Annotated in this window: 19 protein-coding genes; 6 read left to right on the plus strand and 13 right to left on the minus strand. The window is 58.2% G+C overall.

Going from position 1 to position 19508, the window contains the following annotated elements; translation table 11 throughout:
- The first annotated feature begins 38 nt into the window (after positions 1–38).
- The 3 genes from QMP16_RS11885 (at position 39) to QMP16_RS11895 (ending at position 2999) form a co-directional block, all read left to right on the plus strand.
- Positions 39–1973: an OmpA family protein gene (locus QMP16_RS11885; protein ID WP_282152546.1), complete on the plus strand. Its 1935-nt coding sequence runs from the start codon at positions 39–41 to the stop codon at positions 1971–1973.
- A 1-nt stretch (position 1974) separates the two neighbouring features.
- Entirely contained in the window at positions 1975–2295 is a 321-nt protein-coding gene (locus QMP16_RS11890) for a hypothetical protein (RefSeq protein WP_058278866.1), read from the plus strand.
- 173 nt (positions 2296–2468) lie between these two features.
- Positions 2469–2999 (plus strand): hypothetical protein, encoded by a 531-nt coding sequence (locus QMP16_RS11895; RefSeq protein WP_058278867.1) that lies wholly within the window; start codon positions 2469–2471, stop codon positions 2997–2999.
- A 49-nt stretch (positions 3000–3048) separates the two neighbouring features.
- On the opposite strand, the gene QMP16_RS11900 is transcribed toward QMP16_RS11895, so the two are convergent.
- From QMP16_RS11900 to pgsA, 3 genes are read right to left on the minus strand one after another with little or no spacing between them, the layout of a single operon-like run.
- On the minus strand, positions 3049–3492 hold the full coding sequence (locus QMP16_RS11900; protein WP_282152547.1) for a molybdenum cofactor biosynthesis protein MoaE: 444 nt from the start codon (positions 3490–3492) through the stop codon (positions 3049–3051).
- Positions 3493–3496: 4 nt separating this feature from the next.
- Complete coding sequence (gene moaD / locus QMP16_RS11905) at positions 3497–3742, minus strand: molybdopterin converting factor subunit 1 (RefSeq protein WP_058278869.1); 246 nt, start codon at positions 3740–3742, stop codon at positions 3497–3499.
- Between the two features lie 3 nt (positions 3743–3745).
- Positions 3746–4414, minus strand: coding sequence for a CDP-diacylglycerol--glycerol-3-phosphate 3-phosphatidyltransferase (gene pgsA / locus QMP16_RS11910; protein ID WP_282152548.1), 669 nt, complete (start codon positions 4412–4414; stop codon positions 3746–3748).
- Positions 4415–4592: 178 nt separating this feature from the next.
- Here pgsA and QMP16_RS11915 point away from each other — a divergent pair, with 178 nt between their 5' ends.
- Positions 4593–5477, plus strand: a complete 885-nt coding sequence (locus QMP16_RS11915) for a DMT family transporter (RefSeq protein WP_282152573.1) — start codon at positions 4593–4595, stop codon at positions 5475–5477.
- Here QMP16_RS11915 and uvrC read toward each other — a convergent pair.
- The 7 genes from uvrC to QMP16_RS11950 form a co-directional block, all read right to left on the minus strand.
- Positions 5474–7348, minus strand: coding sequence for an excinuclease ABC subunit UvrC (uvrC, locus tag QMP16_RS11920; RefSeq protein ID WP_282152549.1), 1875 nt, complete (start codon positions 7346–7348; stop codon positions 5474–5476). The two genes, QMP16_RS11915 and uvrC, sit on opposite strands and share 4 nt — an antisense overlap.
- 290 nt (positions 7349–7638) lie before the next feature.
- The gene (locus tag QMP16_RS11925; RefSeq protein WP_282152550.1) at positions 7639–8418 is read right to left on the minus strand and encodes an SDR family oxidoreductase; all 780 of its coding nucleotides are present in this window, start codon (positions 8416–8418) and stop codon (positions 7639–7641) included.
- 21 nt (positions 8419–8439) lie between these two features.
- Positions 8440–9402 (minus strand): calcium/sodium antiporter, encoded by a 963-nt coding sequence (locus QMP16_RS11930; protein ID WP_108860676.1) that lies wholly within the window; start codon positions 9400–9402, stop codon positions 8440–8442.
- 168 nt (positions 9403–9570) lie between these two features.
- Positions 9571–10368 carry a S49 family peptidase gene (locus tag QMP16_RS11935; RefSeq protein ID WP_282121365.1) on the minus strand — a complete coding sequence of 266 codons (798 nt, stop codon included), beginning with the start codon at positions 10366–10368 and terminating at the stop codon, positions 9571–9573.
- A gap of 104 nt (positions 10369–10472) precedes the next feature.
- Positions 10473–11234 carry an ABC transporter permease gene (locus QMP16_RS11940; RefSeq protein WP_282152551.1) on the minus strand — a complete coding sequence of 254 codons (762 nt, stop codon included), beginning with the start codon at positions 11232–11234 and terminating at the stop codon, positions 10473–10475.
- Positions 11231–12160: an ABC transporter ATP-binding protein gene (locus QMP16_RS11945; protein WP_282152552.1), complete on the minus strand. Its 930-nt coding sequence runs from the start codon at positions 12158–12160 to the stop codon at positions 11231–11233. Before QMP16_RS11945 ends, QMP16_RS11940 begins: the two co-directional genes overlap by 4 nt.
- 101 nt (positions 12161–12261) lie before the next feature.
- Positions 12262–13584 carry a TAXI family TRAP transporter solute-binding subunit gene (locus QMP16_RS11950; protein ID WP_282152553.1) on the minus strand — a complete coding sequence of 441 codons (1323 nt, stop codon included), beginning with the start codon at positions 13582–13584 and terminating at the stop codon, positions 12262–12264.
- A 66-nt stretch (positions 13585–13650) separates the two neighbouring features.
- Here QMP16_RS11950 and QMP16_RS11955 point away from each other — a divergent pair, with 66 nt between their 5' ends.
- Positions 13651–14760 (plus strand): CaiB/BaiF CoA transferase family protein, encoded by a 1110-nt coding sequence (locus QMP16_RS11955; protein ID WP_282152554.1) that lies wholly within the window; start codon positions 13651–13653, stop codon positions 14758–14760.
- Positions 14761–14807: 47 nt separating this feature from the next.
- On the opposite strand, the gene hemE is transcribed toward QMP16_RS11955, so the two are convergent.
- Complete coding sequence (gene hemE, locus QMP16_RS11960; protein WP_282152555.1) at positions 14808–15851, minus strand: uroporphyrinogen decarboxylase; 1044 nt, start codon at positions 15849–15851, stop codon at positions 14808–14810.
- Positions 15852–15959: 108 nt separating this feature from the next.
- Here hemE and hemC point away from each other — a divergent pair, with 108 nt between their 5' ends.
- Positions 15960–16919, plus strand: a complete 960-nt coding sequence (hemC, locus tag QMP16_RS11965; protein ID WP_282152556.1) for a hydroxymethylbilane synthase — start codon at positions 15960–15962, stop codon at positions 16917–16919.
- Positions 16920–17147: 228 nt separating this feature from the next.
- Here hemC and QMP16_RS11970 read toward each other — a convergent pair whose 3' ends face one another.
- Both QMP16_RS11970 and QMP16_RS11975 read right to left on the minus strand, forming a co-directional pair.
- Positions 17148–18425 carry an aspartate aminotransferase family protein gene (locus tag QMP16_RS11970; RefSeq protein ID WP_282152557.1) on the minus strand — a complete coding sequence of 426 codons (1278 nt, stop codon included), beginning with the start codon at positions 18423–18425 and terminating at the stop codon, positions 17148–17150.
- Between the two features lies 1 nt (position 18426).
- Positions 18427–19470, minus strand: a complete 1044-nt coding sequence (locus tag QMP16_RS11975) for a mandelate racemase/muconate lactonizing enzyme family protein (protein ID WP_432653403.1) — start codon at positions 19468–19470, stop codon at positions 18427–18429.
- Positions 19471–19508 lie beyond the last annotated feature (38 nt).

The following is a 19508-nucleotide window of genomic DNA, read 5'->3' on the forward strand; positions in this document are numbered from 1 at the left end:
AGTTCTGAACACTCACCCGAGGAGTCGATAGTTCGCACATGCGTCTGCCTTATATCTTCGTCGTTGCCTTTGTCTTCCTTGCGTCCGCTGGGCTGTCTCTGCTGGCGGCAAGCTTTGCCGTAACAAAGGTCGAAGAAGCCTCGGAATTCGCCGTTCGGCGTGCGCTGGACCTAAAAGGCCATAACTGGGCCGAGGTCCAGTCAGACGGGCTGCGGGTGGTTCTGACCGGCACCGCCACGGATGAGGCCACACGATTTAACGCTTTGACGGCAGCGGGGACCGAGGTCGACACCTCGCGCGTGATTGATGACATGGAGGTCGCGCCCTCGACGCAGCTGGCCTCTCCGCGCTTTTCAGCCGAAATTCTGCGCAATGACAGCGGTATCTCGGTTATTGGTCTGATCCCGGCCAGCGAAGACCGCGATGCGCTGACGAAAAGATTGAGCACGCTGAATGACGGGCCGGTATCAGATTTGCTGGAAACCGCCGACTATCCAAAACCCAAAGGCTGGGACGATGCGATCGCTTTTGCTGTTGAGGCGCTGACCCGACTGCCGCGAGCCAAAATCTCGGCCAGCCCCGGGCTCGTAAAGGTGACGGCAATTGCCGACAGCCAGCAGGAAAAAGAGCGGCTTGAGCAAGAGCTGACGCGCGCAGCGCCGCCCAGCCTGCGAATTGGCCTGTCCATTTCCGCACCGCGCCCGGTCATTACACCCTTCACTCTGCGCTATCTGATCGACGAAAATGGCGGGCAATTCGACGCATGTTCAGCCCAGGATGAAAAGGCGCGGGACCGGATCGTCGCAGCCGCACAGGATGCTGGTCTGACCGGGCCTTATTCCTGCACCATCGGTCTGGGTGAACCCTCACCTCGCTGGCCCGACGCCGCCGTGTTAAGCATTCGGGCCCTGGCGGAAATCGGCCAGGGTACGGTGACTTTGTCAGATGCGGATATCACTCTGGTCGCGGCTGAAGGCACTGGTGCCGCGCTGTTTGACCAGGTGATCGGCGAACTGGAAAACGCGCTGCCCGAGGTCTTTGCCCTGCATGCGGTTCTGCCGGAACCCGAAACGGAAGACCAATCCGGCCCGCCCGAATTCTCAGCAACACGAAGCCCCGAGGGTCTGGTACAAATGCGCGGCCGGCTGGGGGATGAAACCCTGCGCGACATGATCGACAGCTATGCCCGTGCAGCCTTTGGTTACGAACACGTTCATACCGCAACCCGCGTGGCCCCTGACCTTCCCGCTGATTGGCCCATTCGCGTCCTCAGCGGGCTTGAGGCGTTGTCGCAACTGCACAATGGTGCACTGACCGTGACGCCGGACGAAGTGGTTCTGAACGGCATCAGTCACGACCCCAAAACCCGGGCCTATATTTCGGGGCTCTTGTCGGAAAAACTGGGCGAGGCACAAGATTTCAGCCTGTCGATCACCTATCAAAAGCCTCCCGAGCCCGCAGACAAGCTGCCCGACCCGGATGTTTGCGAAGAGCGCATTGCCGATGTTCAGGCGGGTTCCAAAATCGCCTTTGAACCAGGTTCTGCCACGGTCGCCGCCGAGTCGCGCGATACGGTCAATCAGATCGCCGACATCCTGCGGGAATGCGGACCTATCCGACTAGAGATTCAGGGCCACACCGACAGCCAGGGCCGCGAAGAGATGAACCAGCAGCTCAGCCAATCACGGGCACAATCCATCTTAAATGAGCTGCGCGCGCGGCGCGTGCCCACAGCCAGCTTTACCGCCATGGGCTATGGTGAAACCCAGCCAATCGCCGACAATGACACCGAAATCGGGCGGGAAGAAAACAGACGCATCGAATTCCGCCTGATCCGGCCCGAATCCACCACCGAATCTCAAACCGCGCTGGAAGCGATGGAAGACGAAACAGAGACGTCACAAGACGCAGAGCCAGAGGCCGAAGCCGCGGAAACGGATGCGGAAACCGACTCGGGCGCAGGGGACCAGTAAATTGAACAGAATCGAATTCATTATCGCGACCGCCGTCATATTGTTTGCCGCCTTTAGCATGGGATGGTTCGCCAACTGGCTGGCCCATCGCCTGTCGCGCGTCCGCCAAAGCGACGTCGCTGATCTGGACCGCATGAGCCAGGAGCTGCACGAGGCAGAAGAAACCCGCGATCAGGCAATCACATACCTGCAGCAGCGCGAGGCCGAACTGACCAACCAGCTGACCCAGACCGAGGCCGAACTGGCCGCCGCCATGGACGGCCTGCGCGCCGCCCGACAAGAGGCCGAAGAACTACGCGGGCGTATCAACAACGCGGATTGATACCAGTCCCGGATTTAACAGCTAAACCCGGTTGGGGCAGACTGCACCTTCGGCACAAATCAGCCGATCGGAGGCAATCTCCTTCAATTTTTACAACAAATTCAATATTAGGAATTGGTGCATTTTTTACACATGCACATCACTGTTCACTATCCAGAAAATTGGAGTGTACTATGAATTTCAAGTCATCATTAACAACCGCTGCGACTCTAAGCATCTTCTCTGCTGTAGCCGCTTGGGCTTCAAGTGACGTCATACCGTCAGAGAACGATACCTTCACCAACTGGGGCGAAGAATCCGGTTGGACTATCTTTGTGGATGACTCCCGCGGGTCCTGCCTGATCGAGCGTATGGACGAAAACCAGAACGTCGTTCAGATGGGTCTGACCAAGGACCACGAGATGGGCTATCTTGGTGTGTTCACGAAGAACGACATTGGCCTGAAGGGTAAGAAGGAAAAGATCTTCCTGTCACTCGACGGCAACGTCTACGAAGCTGAGGCGCACAAGAAGACTAAGCATCTCGCCGACGGATATACAGGCGGATACATCCTTGCGAACAACGCCCAGTTTGTGGATGACGTCATGAACAAATACGAAATGACCGTGTTTCCGAAGAAAGAGTTCGCATTCACCGTTAGTCTGGATGGTACTAAAAAAGCCATCGAAGCGGCACGGCAGTGTAACACCGAACAAAGCACCTAACTCGCTATGATAGACCCGGCACCAGATAATCCGGTGCCGGGCACAGAACCTACCACCGCGTCAGCGCATCTTCATCCTCATCCTTGGCTGCGACCCATTCCGCGCCGGATGTGGTGATTTCCTTTTTCCAAAAGGGAGCGCGGGATTTCAGGTAATCCATCAGGTATTCTGCCGCCTCAAACGCATCCTTGCGGTGCCGCGCGGCAGTGGCCACCATCATGATCCGATCCCCCGGGGCAAGGCGCCCGTGGCGGTGGATCACCAGCACATCGCCCAACGACCAGCGCTGCTGTGCCTCTTCGGCGATTTTGGTTAGCGCCCGTTCGGTCATATCGGGGTAATGCTCGATCTCCATCACATCCAGATCGCCGGATGCCAGATCGCGCACCACGCCGGTAAAGGTCACAATGGCGCCGTTGGCATCGTCTCCGGCGGCGAAGGTATTGGCTTCGGCCCCAAGATCAAATTCTTCTTCCTGAACCGCGATGCGCATGGATTTAGCCGCCGGTCATCGGCGGGAAAAAAGCCACTTCGCGCACGCCAGAAAGCGATGCGTCAAAATCGGACAGTTCCTGATCCAGTGCCACGCGCAATGCGGACAGGTCCGCAAATGCGGCAGCATAGCGGTCTTCACGCGCGCTCAGCTCGGCGACCAGATCGGATACGGTTGCGGCCTCGGTTTCGATCCGCTCTTTCGGCAGGCCGATCCGTTCGCGTACCCATGCAAAATACAGCACGTCCATCCCTTAGCTCTCCTTCAGATGGGGCATGGCTTTACGTAGGTAGTCATAGCCGGTGATCAATGTCAGCGCTGCCGCGATCCACAACAGCCACAGCCCAATGCGACCGGACCAGAACATCGCCTCAAGGTGCCAGCGCATATGATTCAGGTCTTCCAATTGACCCGTTAGAACCTGATCCATCGTTGCGGCATCCATGCCGAATGTAGCCATCACAAAATAGTGCTCGAAAATCCCCTGCGAAAACAGAACCGCGATCGCCACCATCTGAGCAGTCGTTTTCCATTTCGCCAGCTTCGTGACTTTCAGCGTTCCGGCTGTATCGCCGAGATATTCACGCAGGCCCGAGACAAACACCTCGCGGAACAGGATGACCGTCGCTGGCAGCACCAACCAGGGCGTCCAGTGCTCAGCGGAGTAACCCACAAGGATCATCAGCGCGATCACCACCATCGCCTTGTCCGCAATCGGGTCCAGCATGGCGCCGATCTTGGTTTCCTGTTTCCATGCCCGCGCCAGATATCCGTCAAACCAGTCGGTAATGGCTGCCGTCAGAAATAGGATCAGCGCAAACCAATCCGCGTAGGGTCTGGTGAAATACAAAAACATTACGGCCAGACCAGGCGCGGCCAGCAGGCGCAGGACGGTCAGGATATTCGGCAGGTTCCACTTCATGAAGCAGACCCTACATCGCTGGCCGGGGACAGGAAAGACGGGGCGGAAAAAAACTGTACCGATCACAGAGGCTTGGTCAAAGCGCCGCAGTCCGGCGCGGCACCGGTTATTGGCCTTGGCCCCGGGTCGGATTGTCGTCAGAGTGCAGCCGACCAAGCCCAATGGCAAAGACGACCCGATGACCCCTAATATTGAGACCGACGCGCGCGCGAACCTGATCGGTAGCGCATGGATGATCGGCGCGATGGCATGTTTCGCACTGGAAGACGCGCTGCTGAAAGCGGCGGCGGTTGCCTTGCCCGTCTGGCAAATACTTGTCCTGTTCGGATTGGGTGGCGCGCTCATCTTTGCCTGTGTCGCAATGGCACGTGGCACGCAGCTGCTGCAACCGGATGTGCTGTCGCCTGCAATGAAGATCCGCGCGGTGTTCGAAATTCTTGGGCGGCTGTTCTACGTACTGGCCATCACATTGACGCCCTTGTCATCAGCAACTGTTATCCTGCAGGCCACCCCGCTTGTGGTCGTCGCCTGTGCCGCGCTTCTATTCGGAGAGACCGTTGGTTGGCGGCGGTGGAGCGCCATTCTCGTTGGCCTGATCGGCGTTGTGATCATCATCCAACCGACCGGAGACAGTTTCACCATCTTGTCTCTGTTGGCCGTGCTGGGGATGTTGGGGTTTGCTGGCCGTGATCTAGCCAGCCGAGTCGCACCCGCCAGCCTTGGAACCGAAGTTTTAGGGTTCTACGGCTTTGTCAGCGTGATTGTCGCCGGGTTTGCCTACAGCTTTTGGGAACAGGTCCCCATCGCGCCTGTGCCGTTGCTCACAAGCCTGCATATCGCCGGAGCCGTGGGCCTGGGCGCAATCGCATACACATCCCTGATGAAGGCCATGCGAACCGGAGAGGTGTCCGCCGTCACGCCCTTCCGCTATTCCCGCCTGCTGTTCGGTGTTGCCTTGGGCGTGATCTTTTTCGGCGAGGATCTGGACCAGACAATGTGGATCGGTAGTGGTCTGATCGTGGCCTCCGGCCTCTACATCCTGTGGCGCGGGCGCAAGGCCTAGCCCTTGTCGTGGAAGAAATCATAAACCTTCTGCGCCAACCCGGCTGAGATCCCCTCGACCGCTTTCAAATCCGCCAGATTGGCCCGGCTAACAGCCTTGGCACTGCCGAAATGCGCCAGCAATGCCCGTTTGCGCGCAGCACCAACTCCGGGGATTTCGTCCAACGGCGTCGCGCCGACCGCTTTGGCACGTTTGGCACGGTGAGTGCCGATTGCAAACCGGTGCGCCTCGTCCCGCAGACGCTGAATAAAATACAGCACCGGGTCATTGCGTTTTAAGGCAAAGGGGCGCTGGCCGGTACGATGGAACTCTTCCTTGCCGTGATCGCGATCAACGCCCTTTGCAACACCGACCATAGGGATATCTTCGACCCCATGTTCAACCATGATCTCGCGCACAGCACTCACCTGCCCCGCGCCGCCATCGATCAGTAACAGGTCGGGCCACATCCCCTTGTCACGATCCGGATCCTCTTTTTGCAGGCGAGTAAAGCGGCGGGTCAGAACCTCTTTCATCATGCCGAAATCGTCACCAGGGGTCAGATCGTCGCCGCGAATATTGAACTTTCGATAGGCATTTTTCATGTACCCTTCTGGGCCTGCCACGATCATCCCACCAACGGCGTTGGTGCCCTGGATATGAGAGTTATCGTAAACCTCAATCCGGTTCGGCGGGCTGTCCAGATCAAACGCCTCGGCCACGCCACGCAGCAGCTTGGCCTGCGTGGCGCTTTCCGACATCCGACGGGCCAGGGATTCCCGCGCGTTGCGCAAGGCCCCTGCAACCAGTTCTTGTTTCTCGCCGCGCTGAGGCACTAGGATTTCGACCTTGCGGCCCGCCTTCTCGCTCAGCGCCTCGTGCATCAGATCGGCATTTTCAACCGCATCCGAAAGGATCAGCTGCCGGGGCGGTTCCTTGTTGTCGTAGAACTGGCCAAGGAAGGCCTCCATCACTTCAGCCGCGGACACATCCGCACCGACACGAGGATAGAAATCTTTGTTCCCCCAGTTCTGATTTGCGCGGATAAAGAATACCTGAACACAAGCTTGCCCACTGTCCATATAGAGGCCGATCACATCCGCCTCAGCCACGCCGCGCGGATTGATACCTTGGGACGTCTGCACCTGCGTCAGCGCGCGAATGCGATCACGCAGTCCGGCTGCACGCTCGAACTCCATCGCCTCGGACGCGGCCATCATCTGTTCGGCCAGCTCCTCTTGCACTTTGGTCGACCGCCCCGACAGGAACCGCTCGGCATCTTTGACGCTTTCGCCGTATTCGTCTTCCGAGATCAGGCCAACGCATGGCCCCGAGCATCGCTTGATCTGATAAAGCAGACAGGGCCGCGTGCGGCCGTCAAACATGGAATCCGAGCAATTGCGCAACAGAAACGCCTTTTGCAGCTGGTTCAACGTTCGATTGACCGCGCCAGCACTGGCGAAGGGGCCAAAATAGGTCCCCTTCTCTTTCTTCGCGCCACGGTGCTTTTTGATCTGCGGAAAGGCATGGTCCTTGGCGACCAGAATATTGGGAAAACTTTTATCGTCCCGCAGCAGCACGTTGTACTTGGGCTTGAGCTGCTTGATCAGGTTCTGCTCAAGCAGCAGCGCCTCGGTCTCGGTCCGCGTGGTCAGGAACATCATCGAGGCTGTCGCCGCGATCATCCGCTCAATCCGCCCCGAATGCCCCGGCCGCGCATAGTTCGACACCCGCGCTTTGAGGTTGCGCGCCTTGCCGACGTACAGCACCCGGCTGTCCGCATCCAACATCCGATACACACCGGGTGAGCTGTCCAGCGTCTTCACATACCGCAAAATGCAGGCATAGCCGGTCAATTGAGTGTCAGGGGTCGAGTCGCTGTCTGTTGTCATTTGCCTGAGATATGATTCTCTGACCATGGCTGCAATCTTGTGGCCCCCAGATCAAGAGAAAACAAATCCACGGTTTCTGTGGATAAGTGTGAAGATAAGTTTCTGAGCGTGGTGAATTTCCCTTGATTCATTAAGGAATCCTTGATTTGCACAAAAAATAAGCAAATATTTAACTAATTGTTTTCATTGTATATAATTTCATTCACAAGGCAAGTGTATGAAAAAAAAGACATTTTTGTAACGCGAAGGTAACAGAACCGAGAGCGGTGCAAAACTTGCAGCGGTTTTACTTATTCAAGCCCCAGAACATCCGGTGTTTTCCACCCCAGATGCTGACCCCCGTCGACGCACAATAGTTGGCCTGTGACCGCATGCGCATCCAGGAAATAACCCAATGCCGCGGTGATATCGGATGGGTTTGACCCGCGCTCCAGAACCGTGTTCGCGCGCTGCGCATTGAAGTGTTCTTGGCTTTGCCTATGACCTTGCATCGTTGGACCAGGCCCGATCGCGTTAACCCGGATCGCTGGCGAAAGCGCCTGCGCCGAGGTGCGCGTCAACGCCCACAGACCCATCTTGGCAATCGTATAGGTCATGAACTCTGGCGTGAGCTTGCGAACCCGCATATCGACCATGTTGACGATCAGACCGGTGGCAACAGGCTCACCCGCCTCGTCCGTGCCCGGCTGCAGCCCCTGCTCGACCATGGCCTGCGTCAGAACGAAAGGTGCGCGCAGGTTGCTGTCGAGGTGCCGGTCCCAGCTTTGCCGCGTGGCGGATTGAAGGTTGTCGTATTCAAAGATCGACGCGTTGTTTACCAGGCAGGTGATCGGTCCGCCTAACGCCTCTGCCGCGCGGGGCAGCAAGGTAAGAACCTGCGCCTCATCCAGCAGATCGGTGTGCAAGGCGACCGCCTTACGCCCATGCGCCTGCACCTCGGCTACGGTCTCGGCAGCAGGTTGTTCAGATGTCGCATAGTGCACGGCGACGTCATATCCCCGCTTTGCCAAATACAGGGCCATTGCCCGACCAAGACGAATACCTGCACCGGTCACCAACGCTCGGGCCATGGATTTCCCCCTATCTTCAGGTCACGCCAGCAACGAGACGATGTAGACCGCATACAGCAGCGTCAACACCAGACCCCAGCCGCGCGTGATATCTTGCTTCAAGAACACGAACGGGATCAACAGAAGCGATGCGCCCAGCATGACCCACAGATCGAAACGCAGGAATTCCGGGTCCACCGGGATACGTCCAAACAACGTGGCGATACCGACGATGGCCAAAAGGTTGAACATGTTCGACCCGATCACGTTGCCCAAGGCGACATCCGCCTGTCTGCGCAAGGCCGCCATGACGGTCGTGGCCAGTTCCGGCAGGGATGTCCCCACCGCGATCAGAGTCAGACCAATAATCGTTTCGCTGACGCCATATGTGCGGGCAATGATCGTGGCGTTGTCGACCAATAGATGCGCACCCATCGGCAGGCCGATCAGGCCCAGGACCAGATAGATCGAAAGTTTCCAATAGGGCATGTCCGGATCGGCCTCTTCCAGACCTTCCAGCTCATCCTCTTCCGCACAGGCTTCACCGCAGGCTTTGCGATGCGCGCGCGCATCGCGGAACGCGTTAAGCAGGACCAATCCCAAAGCCGCCAGCAAGATCGCACCACTGGCCATGTTGAACACGCCGCAAAATGCCAGGCCGATGAACAGCACCGTGGCCAACAGCATGAAAACATAGTTTCTTCTGGTGTTGCATTCGCTGGTGTGCAGCGTGGCAAGCAAGGCTGGCAGACCCAGAACCAGCAAGATGTTTGCCGTGTTCGAACCGACCACGTTACCCAGCGCAATCCCCGGCGCGTTTTCCTTGATCGCACTGATCGCGATCAACAGCTCGGGGGCTGAGGTGCCAAAGGCCACAATGGTCAGGCTGACAATCAGGGCCGGTACACCCAGGCGCAGGCTTAGGTTCACTGCACCGCGGACCAGAGCATCACCTGCCAGCAGCAAGATCAGCAAGCCGAGGCCGGATAACAGCCATGCCGTCATGTACGGCCTCCTTTTTCGCAGGAGCAAGGCCCCTTACCGATACTGAACCGTCCACAGCGCGGGCATCTTGCAGATTGCAACTTCTTCTGCCCCGGAAAGCGCAGCTTGCCGAACATCGCCAAGACACCCATGGCAATCAGGAAAAGGGTGACAATCTTGACAATCACGTCACAAACCAAAGCGCGCGTAAGCCGCCCGCTCCTCAATTCCGGTTATGGCGTCCTGGGCAAGTGTGGCCCCGAACCGCGACCAGAACGGTTTGCGCAGGCCATAGCGGCGGAACTTCACCTTGTCGCCGAACCGCTCCTGCATTTTCGGCCTCAGGTGCGCGACGCCGTCAATCAGGCCCAGTTCCTGCGCACGTCTGGCAAGCCAGACCTCGCCCGTGAACAGATCCGCACTTTGATCCAGCTTGTCACCGCGACGGGCTTTGACATGGTCAATGAAGTTCGCGTGGATATCACCCAGCAAGCCTTGCAGCCGCGCGACATCTTCTTCTTTCTCCGGCGAAAATGGGTCGAGCATTGATTTTGATTTGCCCGCCGTATGTACGCGCCGCTCGATGCCTTGCCGCGCCAGAAGGACATGCGCGCCAAACCCAGCCGAAATCACACCGATCGACCCCAGGACCGAGCTGTCGTCCGCCCAGATTTCGTCGGCGGCAGCGGCCAGCCAGTAGCCGCCAGACGCTGCAACGTCTTCGACAAAGGCGATAACGGGGATCTCAAGCTCTTCCGACAGCCGCCGGATTCGCGACCCGATCAGAGAGCTTTGTACCGGCGATCCACCGGGCGAGTTGATCTCAAGCGCCACGGCCGCAGGTTTACCTTTGCGAAACGCCTTTTCCAGAACGGGGGCCAGCGCGGTGTCGTTCAACGATCCACGCCCCGCCATTCCGATGGCGCCGGACAGGCGAACCACGGCCACGAGGGGCTGCTTTTTGACAAATGGCAGGCTGAGCTTCATGGGTGCCGATGTAGAGTGCAGCCGGGCCCTAAACAAGGGACCGTTCGGGCCTTAGACGTGACGTGAACCAAATTCACACACATGGCGGGCAAAAATGCAACGCCCTAGCTGCGAATGCGCCAACCGGTTTTGAAGATCCAGCCGATCACAGCCAGACAAGTCCCCGTGAAGACCAGAATCGCCAACAGGCTGAATCCGATCGGGACATCGGCCAACCCGTAAAACGACCAGCGGAACCCGGAAATCAGGTAAACAACCGGGTTGAACAGGGTGATCGTCTGCCACACCGGTGGCAGCATCGAGATTGAATAGAACGTGCCGCCTAGAAAGATCAGTGGCGTGACAACCAGTTGGGGCACCAAAGATATCTGTTCAAAGTTGCTGGCCCATATCCCAACGATAAAGCCCAACAGCGAAAAACTGAGGCAGGACAGGGTCAGGAACGCTGCCATCGCAAAGGGATGTTCGATGCGTATGTCCACGAAGAATGTGGCTGTCACAAGGATTACCAGCCCGACAAATAGCGACTTGGTGGCGGCAGCCCCGACGTAACCTATTACGATCTCTATGAAATTCACTGGCGCCGATAACAGTTCGTAGATCGTACCAAGGAATTTCGGGAAGTAGATCCCAAATGAAGCGTTCGAGATTGCCAGCATCACAACGGACAACATGATAAGCCCCGGCACGATGAACGCGCCATAAGATACACCCTCGACCTCTTGGATGCGGCTGCCGATCGCAGTGCCGAAGACCACAAAATACAATGAGGTCGACAGGACCGGCGACAGAAAGCTCTGTGCCAGAGTGCGGAAGAACCGGGCCATTTCGAACCGGTAGATTGCAGCGATGGCAGACCAGTTCATGCAGGTTCTCCGGATACCAGGTTCACGAAAATCTCTTCCAGGCTCGACTGCCGGGTCTGCACGTCGCGCAGAACAAGCCCTGCCTGTGCCACATCGTTCAGCAAGGTAGTGATCCCAGTGCGGTCCGCGTGGGTGTCATAGGTATAGACCAGCGCGTCGCCATTGCCGTTCAACGTCAGGTTATGAACAGCCAGACTGTCGGGAATGGCCTGGATAGGATCGGCCAGCATAACCTCGATCTGTTTCTTGCCCATCTGGGCCATCAGGGTGTTCTTGTCCTGCACCAGCCGCAGCTCACCCTTGTCAATGACACCTACCCTGTCGGCGATAGCCTCGGCCTCTTCGATGTAATGCGTGGTCAGGATGATGGTGACCCCGGCCTGTTTCAGCTCGGCCACGATCTCCCACATGTCCTTGCGCAGTTCGACATCCACGCCGGCGGTCGGCTCATCCAGGAACAGAACGCGCGGCTCGTGCGCCAGAGCCTTGGCAATCAGCACGCGGCGCTTCATGCCACCGGACAGTTCCTTGATCGCGTTTTTACGCTTGTCCCACAGAGACAGCTTGCGCAGGATCTCTTCGATCCGGGCATTGTCGCTGCCATATCCGAACAGACCGCGAGAAAACCGGACCGTGTTCCAAACTTTCTCAAACGGCTCAAGTGCGATTTCTTGCGGCACCAACCCGATCATCCGACGCGCGGCACGAAATTCGGTCTGGATGTCATGCCCACCTACGGTAACGGTGCCCGAAGTCGGAGTGGTAATGCCGCACACGGTGGAAATTAAGGTCGTCTTGCCGGCCCCGTTCGGGCCCAGCAACGCCAGAATTTCGCCCTGCTCGATATCCAAGGACACCCCTTTGAGCGCCTCGAATCCGTCGGCATAGGACTTACGCAAATCCCTGATGGACAGAATAGTTGTCATACACATTCCCTGTTCTGGCGGGGACACTACCCCGACGGCCCGTCACAGAACAGGTCAATTCCGCACATTGTTCTGCGCTTTTTTGTGGGCGCGCGGCTTGGTCAGGTCTGACTATGCTGCTGCAATTCGGCCACCCGTTTTTGTACAAGTTCGACATGCAACCGCGCATCGTACAGTCCTTGCCGATAGGCCGCGGGCAGCCGCAACGTTGCGAGGCGTTCATCTAGGGCGTTCAGATGCGCCTGCATCTCGCGCAGCTCGTTGACACCGGGATTGTTGGCCAGTTCCTCCTCAATTTCCCGGATTTCGGGGTAGTGCTGCCAAACCCGCCACCGCATCGCGTAGGCATAAGCCAATGGCACAAGCCGGATCAGAGGCACGACAATGAAAAAGAACGGCAGCAACAGCAAAAGAACCCGGTTGATCTGTGCTGCGATCCAATAGGGCAGCCAATTATGCCATGTCGAAGGACCATCAACAATTAGCTGCCGAGCCGTATTGTTGATCGTCATCCCTGCACCTTCGAGGTTGGGGAATGCCCCCGGGTCGGCGATAATTCCGCGGGCACTGTGCAATTCTATCGCCGCCATCGTCAGACGGTTGATCAGCGCAGGGTGCAAATCCGGTCGCACGACCAGACGGGCTTCGATCGCTATCAACTCTACCGGTTGCGGCGGAAGAACTGGGTCCAACGACATTCCTCCCGCCGGAACTGTCACCACCGTCGCGTATTCCAACCGCCGCGAGATCGCCTGAACATGATCCAGCGCCAGCACGCGAAGCCCCGGCTCTGCATATGCGGCCTTCAGGTAAGGGGCTTCGATGGGGGCAACATAGACGGCGATATCCAAATCTCCGGCCAACAAAGCCGCCGCGGCTTTTGCATAGGGGATTGAGAAATGTGTATTATCCCCCTCATTCAAGCCGACCGCCTTTTCGAAATCCCGAAAAGCCGCAGCCGTACCTGAGCCTGGTGCGCCGCTGTTGATCCTCAAACCGGTCCACAAGGCGGGGTTTTTGGGGATCGTCGCGCCTTCGTTGACCAAAAAGATGATGGGTTCAAAAAACGCTGCCCCGACGGCCTCAGCCTTTTTCGGATCAACCCGGATACCGCCTTGTAGAAACGCAGCGTCGACTTCGCCCGCGCTAAGCAGTTCAGCATTTTCGACCGAACCAGCGGTATCCAGTATTTCCAATTGAATATCATCGCGCGCCAGAATTGCGGCGTAGTCCCGCGCAACGGTTTCATAAGCACCGCCTTCTGGGCCCGCCGCCAACATCATACTGCCAGGGGGATGCAGGCGCGAAAACACGCCTACCAACACCGCCAGCGCAACGGCGCTACCAAAAAGGAACCACAACCGCATCCGAGCCTCGCTCTCCATCCCGCTTGGAACGCTAAGGATCGCGTGACCATCTGGCAAGTCAGCAGAATCCGGGCTTGCAATCCCCGGGTATCCCCGAAAACCTGCGCAGAAAGGAGAGGGCTCATGCTCAGCGGAATACGGATCATTGAAGTTGAAGGCTTGGGGCCGGGTCCTTTCGCCGCCATGCTGCTGGCCGATCTGGGGGCGGACGTCATCACGATCCACCGCAAGGGCCAGCCTGCTGTACCGGGTATGCCCGAGCAATCCGTCCTGGACCGCGGCAAACGCTCGATTGATCTGAATTTGAAGGATACCGCCGATCTGGACATCGCAAGACGCCTGATCGCCTCGGCCGACGCGCTGATCGAAGGGTTTCGCCCCGGCGTGATGGAAAAATTGGGGCTGGGTCCCGACACGTTCAACGCGTCAAACCCAAAGTTGGTCTATGGCCGCATGACCGGATGGGGTCAGGACAGCCCGCTCTCTGCGACTGCCGGGCATGATCTGAACTACATCTCTCTGTCCGGGGCATTGTGGTACGCATCAGCAGCGGGCCAGCCCCCGCAGACCCCTGCGACCCTGGTCGGGGATATTGGCGGCGGTGCTATGTATCTAGTTGCTGGAATTCTAGCCGGGCTTCTCAACGCGCAGCGGACCGGACAGGGCACCGTGGTTGATGCCGCCATCTATGACGGCTCAGCCCACATGATGAACCTGTTGATGAGCATGCGCCAATCCGGAAATCTGTCTGAGACGCGTGGTCACAGCCTGCTGGACGGCCCGCATTGGAGCCGCACGTACGCGTGTCTGGACGGAGGGTTCATGACCGTCCAGTGTCTTGAACCCAAATTCTACGCCGAATTCCTGCAAAAACTGGGACTCACCGACGATCCCGAATTCAAAAACCAATATGTTCCTGCACTTTGGCCCAAACTCACGCAACGGCTCACCGACTTATTCGCCAGCAAACCCCGCGCCCACTGGGCCGATATATTCCAAGGTTCCGACGCCTGCGTCGCGCCCGTACTCGACCCGGTCGAGGCGCAAGCCCACCCCATGAACGCCGCGCGCCATACCTGGATCGACCATGACGGCGCGCTGCAGGCTGCGGCTGCGCCCCGCTTTTCGACCGAGACATGGCAGCCCAAAACCAGCCCACGCCGAGGCGAACACAGGCAGGATATTCTGGATCAGCTGTCTACCAACGCGCCTCCTGACCCTTCACTTGGCTAAAAATCTCCCTGGGTGAGTTGGCCAAAATCCAAGTGGGGCTGGCCCCTCTACGCGTCCCGCCACGACCGCACCGTGTCGATCATCAGCTGAACATTATCGGGATCGGCATCGGGTGTGATCCCGTGGCCCAGATTAAAGATATGCGGTCCTTTCGAGAACGCCTCAACAATCTGACGCGTCTCATCCACCAGCGCCTGTCCGCCGGTCACCATGTGTGACGAGGCCAGATTACCCTGAACGCAGCCATCCACCTGCACATGCTCGACCGCCCAATCCGGCGACACGGAGTTGTCCAGCGCAACGCAATCCACAACGGTGGTTTTGGCAAAACCTATGTAACCATCACCTGCCTCGCGCGGGAAGCCGATCACCGGAATGTCCGGATGGCGCTGCTTGATGGCCTGCGTGATCACACGGCAAGGCTCGACCGCATATTTTTGAAAGGCATCGCCCTTCAGCGACCCGGCCCAGCTGTCGAAAATCTTCACCACCTCGGCCCCGGCCTCGATTTGGGCCGAGAGATATTCGATGGTGGCCAGCGTGATGCGCTCCAGTAGCGCTTCGAACAGGGCGGTGTTTTCCTCGCGCAGCGCATGAGCCGGTCCCTGATCTGGCGTGCCGCGACCGGCGATCATGTAGGTCGCAACCGTCCATGGCGCGCCTGCGAACCCGATAAGAGTGGTCTCGGATGGCAATTCTCGCGAAAGGATTCGGACAGTTTCGTACACCGGCGACAGGGTTTCATGGATATCCGATACCGGTTTCAACGCATCGAAATCGGATTGCTGAGTGATCGTCGACAACCGCGGCCCCTCACCTGTGACAAACCACAGATCCGCACCCAGAGCTTGCGGCACCAACAGAATGTCAGCAAACAGAATAGCCGCGTCAAAGCCATAGCGGCGGATCGGCTGTAACGTCACCTCGGCCGCCAACTCGGGGTTATAACACAAAGACAAAAAGTCCCCGGCCTGCGCCCGGGTTGCGCGGTACTCCGGCAAATAACGCCCCGCCTGCCGCATCATCCAGATCGGTGGCACGTCCTGTACTTCGCCAGCCAGCGCCCGCAGCAGTTTCTTTGTCTCGGCCATCTTTGTCCCCACTCGTCTGGTTTGCGGCAAACGGGTCTGCCTTCGGCGTCAATTTGTCAAGGTCTGCCCCCATTGTCAGGGCAATGTGACGCGACTAAAGCTGTGCACATGACACTGACCCTGCCAACCCCCGCATCACCGCTCAAAATCGGCACTCGTGGCTCACCGCTGGCGCTGGCGCAAGCTTATGAAACCCGAGAGCGACTGGGCAAAGCCTTTGATCTGCCCGAAGACGCGTTTGAGATTGTGGTGATCAAGACCACCGGTGACAACCGCGCCATGATTGATGCGGACCGCCCGCTGAAAGAGATTGGCAACAAGGGCCTGTTCACCAAGGAAATCGAAGAGGCGATGCTGCGCGGAGATATCGACATCGCGGTGCATTCAACCAAGGACATGCCGGTTGAACAGCCAAAAGGTCTTGTCCTGGACACGTTTCTGCCGCGCGAAGATGTGCGCGACGCCTTTATCTCACCCAGCCTGAGCTCGATCCGTGACCTCACGCAGGGTGCAGTTGTGGGCACCTCATCGCTGCGGCGGCGGGCACAATTGTTGAACCGTCGCCCGGACCTGAACGTGGTCGAGTTTCGGGGCAATGTTCAAACGCGCCTCAAGAAGCTGGCAGATGGTGTGGCCGATTGCACGTTTCTGGCCATGGCCGGCATCCGGCGTCTGAATATGGAGGAGGCTCCCGCAACCGCCATCGCCGTCGAAGATATGCTGCCCGCCATCGCCCAAGGCACGATCGGCATCGAACGCCGTGGCGATGATTCCCGTGCGGCCGAAATGCTCGAGGCCATCCACCATGCTGAGACCGCGCAGCGATTGGCAGCAGAACGCGCGTTGCTGGCCGCTTTGGACGGCTCCTGCGAAACGCCGATCGCGGGTTTGGCAGAAAAAAAAGGTGATCAACTACGCCTGCGCGGTGAGGTTTTGCGCCCCGACGGGTCCGAATCCATATCCGAGGACACCACTGGGTCGGTCGCAGATGGCCCTGAAATAGGTCGCGCCATGGCAGAATCCCTGCTGAAACAGGCAGGCCCAGGCTTTTTTGATTGGAAAAAATAAAAAAGTTTAAGAAAAGTGAACTACTTCACTGAGACAGTGCCGTCGATGGTGCATAAAGTATTCATACCGGTTGTGAAGTCGGGTCGGTCTCGAAATAGTCGAAAGTTTTTTTAGTCCGTTCTCTTTTAAGTGGTATTCGAGGGGGCGAGACCAGACCCTGAAATCCAACCAGTTAGGGCCGCTGTCAGAAATGACGGCGGCCCGCTTATTTTTTTGACCTCGTGACCTCTATTCTACGCTGATCGCCTGAACCGCTTTCTCAACGGCCATCCGCGTCTGATCCAGATCTGCTTGGGTCACAGCCAGAGACGGATAGAGTTTGCCGGGGGCTTTGAAAATCCCATGTGTGCGCAGCGAATCGTTGTAGACAGCGTTTCGTCGGGGGTCGTCATGTTTGGCGCTGCGGTAGTCACGACAGTCCGTATCGGTGAAATAGATGTCGAACAGAGTTTCGTCCCCGCAGATCTGATGCGGGATGCCAGCCCCGGTCAGCGCATCCATCTGCATCTGCTGAAGCTCGGCACCGATTTCACGCAGATGGTCATACATGCCGTCGCGCCGCAAAACCTCCATCGTCTTCAACCCGGCAGCCGAAGCGACGGGGTTACCCGACAGCGTGCCCAACTGCATCAGCCAGCCATCCTCGCCTACTTTCGCTTTGTCGAAATGCTGCATGATCTCGGCGCTTGCGCCCAGCGCGGCCAAAGGGAAGCCGCCGCCGATGATTTTGCCCAAGGTGCAGATATCGGGCGTTACGCCATATTTCTCTTGCGCACCGCCATAGGCCAAACGGAATCCAGTGACGATTTCATCGAAAATCAACAGGACATTGTGTTTGTCGCAGAGATCGCGCAATCCCTGAAGGTATCCGGGTGCCGGAGGGACAATTCGTTGTAATGGCTCAACCATGATCGCGGCAACGTCATCATGCTCGGCCAGCAGGTTGGCAACGGCTTCCAGATCATTGAAAGGCGCGATCAGCATCTGCTCGGCCACGCTGTCCGGAATGCCCGCGCTGTCCGGGACCGCCTGTGGGAAGTTGACGTGGCGGCTGGGTGCCAGACTCATCTGTGCCTCGGCGCTCATCCCGTGATAGCCGCCTTCGAATTTCAGGATCTTGCTACGGCCAGTATAGGCACGGGCCAGACGAATGGCGTACATATCAGCCTCCCCCCCCGCAGCGACAAAGCGGACCTGCTCGCAACACGGCACCGCGTCAACGATGGCCTCGGCCAGTTCGATGCCCCGGGCGTTGTTGGCAAAGAAAGTCATACCCTTGGGCAGCTGTTCCAGCACGGCTTCTATGACTTCGGCGTGACCATGGCCCAGCAACATCGGGCCCGAACCGATCAGGTAGTCCACATATTCATTGCCGTCTTCATCCCAGACATGGCTGCCCTCGCCGCGCGCGATGATGATTCCGGGATCGAAATTACCAAACCCACCGGCGGGCAGTACCTCATTCGCGCGGGCGATCCATTCGGATTGGGTGTTGATTTTCAGCATCTCAAACGATCTCCAAAATTGGCGGACCAAGAACCTCTGGGTCTGGCACAACACCTAACCCCGGTCCGTCGGGCGGGGCAATCCGGCCGTTTTCACGGTTTGGTGCGTCGGGACAAATGCGGGGTGACACATACGATGACAGGTCGCACGTGTTCATCAGTGACCCGTGCGGGGTCGAGGCCGCAAAATGCAGCGAAGCGGCGGTGACTATATCCGAGCCCCAGGTGCATTCGGCGCAGATTTCGGCCCCGAAATGCACGGTCAGATCACGCGCCCGGCGCATGGCCGACAAACCGCCGAACTTCGAAAGCTTGAGCGCGACAGCATCCAAACAACCCAGCTCATGCGCACGCTGCAGCGACGCCAGATCATGGGCGTTCTCGTCTATCTTCATAGGTAAACCAGTGGCCTGCCGAACCGCCGCACAGTCCTCAAGTGTTTTGCAGGGCTGTTCCAGCATCACATCCAAGTGGGCCACCGCCCTGCCCGTTCGCGTAGCTTGCAGGCGTGACGCACCGCAGTTCCAGTCGCCATAAACCAGAGGCCCCGGTCCCACGGCCTCACGCACTTTGGTCAATCGCTCGGCATCGACCTGCCAGTCGCCTTCGACCCCCAGCTTGACCTGAAACTGGCGAATGCCGGTCTGGTAAGCCGTCTTAGCGATCCGCGCCATATCATCCGGCGCGACGCAGGTGATCGAGTGGTACAGCGGCATGTCCTTTCGTGTCCGCCCACCCAGCAACGCATAGACCGGTTGACCCGTCGCTTGTCCGAACAAATCCCAAAGTGCGATGTCGACGAGTGACTTGGCATAGAGATGCCCCTGCAGGAACCCGTCCAGCTTTCGCATCGGCGCATCTACCCCGAAGGGGGACATGCCCAGAATCTCGCGGCCCATCTCTGTCACTGTGCCCGGCACTCCGCCCGCAAACGCTGGCAGGTAATGCGGGATCGGGCAGACCTCGCCCCAACCCCTCAAGCCTGTATCTGTCTCAAGGCACAGGATATGAGAGGTCACGGTCGCGCAGGTCTTACCCTCAGTCATGTGATAGGTCTCATGACTCGTCAGATCGACGGCCCAGA

Origin of the sequence: Ruegeria atlantica (assembly GCF_947495585.1) — a bacterium.
Classification (GTDB): Bacteria; Pseudomonadota; Alphaproteobacteria; order Rhodobacterales; family Rhodobacteraceae; genus Ruegeria; species Ruegeria atlantica_G.

Excerpts from the sequence above, each read along its gene's own strand:
- QMP16_RS11885 (WP_282152546.1), top strand. The coding sequence starts at position 39 with ATGCGTCTGCCTTATATCTTCGTCGTTGCCTTTGTCTTCCTTGCGTCC.
- QMP16_RS11895 (WP_058278867.1), top strand. The coding sequence starts at position 2,469 with ATGAATTTCAAGTCATCATTAACAACCGCTGCGACTCTAAGCATCTTC.
- QMP16_RS11900 (WP_282152547.1), bottom strand. The coding sequence starts at position 3,492 with ATGCGCATCGCGGTTCAGGAAGAAGAATTTGATCTTGGGGCCGAAGCC.
- moaD (WP_058278869.1), bottom strand. The coding sequence starts at position 3,742 with ATGGACGTGCTGTATTTTGCATGGGTACGCGAACGGATCGGCCTGCCG.
- pgsA (WP_282152548.1), bottom strand. The coding sequence starts at position 4,414 with ATGAAGTGGAACCTGCCGAATATCCTGACCGTCCTGCGCCTGCTGGCC.
- QMP16_RS11915 (WP_282152573.1), top strand. The coding sequence starts at position 4,593 with ATGACCCCTAATATTGAGACCGACGCGCGCGCGAACCTGATCGGTAGC.
- uvrC (WP_282152549.1), bottom strand. The coding sequence starts at position 7,348 with ATGACAACAGACAGCGACTCGACCCCTGACACTCAATTGACCGGCTAT.
- QMP16_RS11925 (WP_282152550.1), bottom strand. The coding sequence starts at position 8,418 with ATGGCCCGAGCGTTGGTGACCGGTGCAGGTATTCGTCTTGGTCGGGCA.
- QMP16_RS11930 (WP_108860676.1), bottom strand. The coding sequence starts at position 9,402 with ATGACGGCATGGCTGTTATCCGGCCTCGGCTTGCTGATCTTGCTGCTG.
- QMP16_RS11935 (WP_282121365.1), bottom strand. The coding sequence starts at position 10,368 with ATGAAGCTCAGCCTGCCATTTGTCAAAAAGCAGCCCCTCGTGGCCGTG.
- QMP16_RS11940 (WP_282152551.1), bottom strand. The coding sequence starts at position 11,234 with ATGAACTGGTCTGCCATCGCTGCAATCTACCGGTTCGAAATGGCCCGG.
- QMP16_RS11945 (WP_282152552.1), bottom strand. The coding sequence starts at position 12,160 with ATGACAACTATTCTGTCCATCAGGGATTTGCGTAAGTCCTATGCCGAC.
- QMP16_RS11955 (WP_282152554.1), top strand. The coding sequence starts at position 13,651 with ATGCTCAGCGGAATACGGATCATTGAAGTTGAAGGCTTGGGGCCGGGT.
- hemE (WP_282152555.1), bottom strand. The coding sequence starts at position 15,851 with ATGGCCGAGACAAAGAAACTGCTGCGGGCGCTGGCTGGCGAAGTACAG.
- hemC (WP_282152556.1), top strand. The coding sequence starts at position 15,960 with ATGACACTGACCCTGCCAACCCCCGCATCACCGCTCAAAATCGGCACT.
- QMP16_RS11970 (WP_282152557.1), bottom strand. The coding sequence starts at position 18,425 with ATGCTGAAAATCAACACCCAATCCGAATGGATCGCCCGCGCGAATGAG.
- QMP16_RS11975 (WP_432653403.1), bottom strand. The coding sequence starts at position 19,470 with ATGACTGAGGGTAAGACCTGCGCGACCGTGACCTCTCATATCCTGTGC.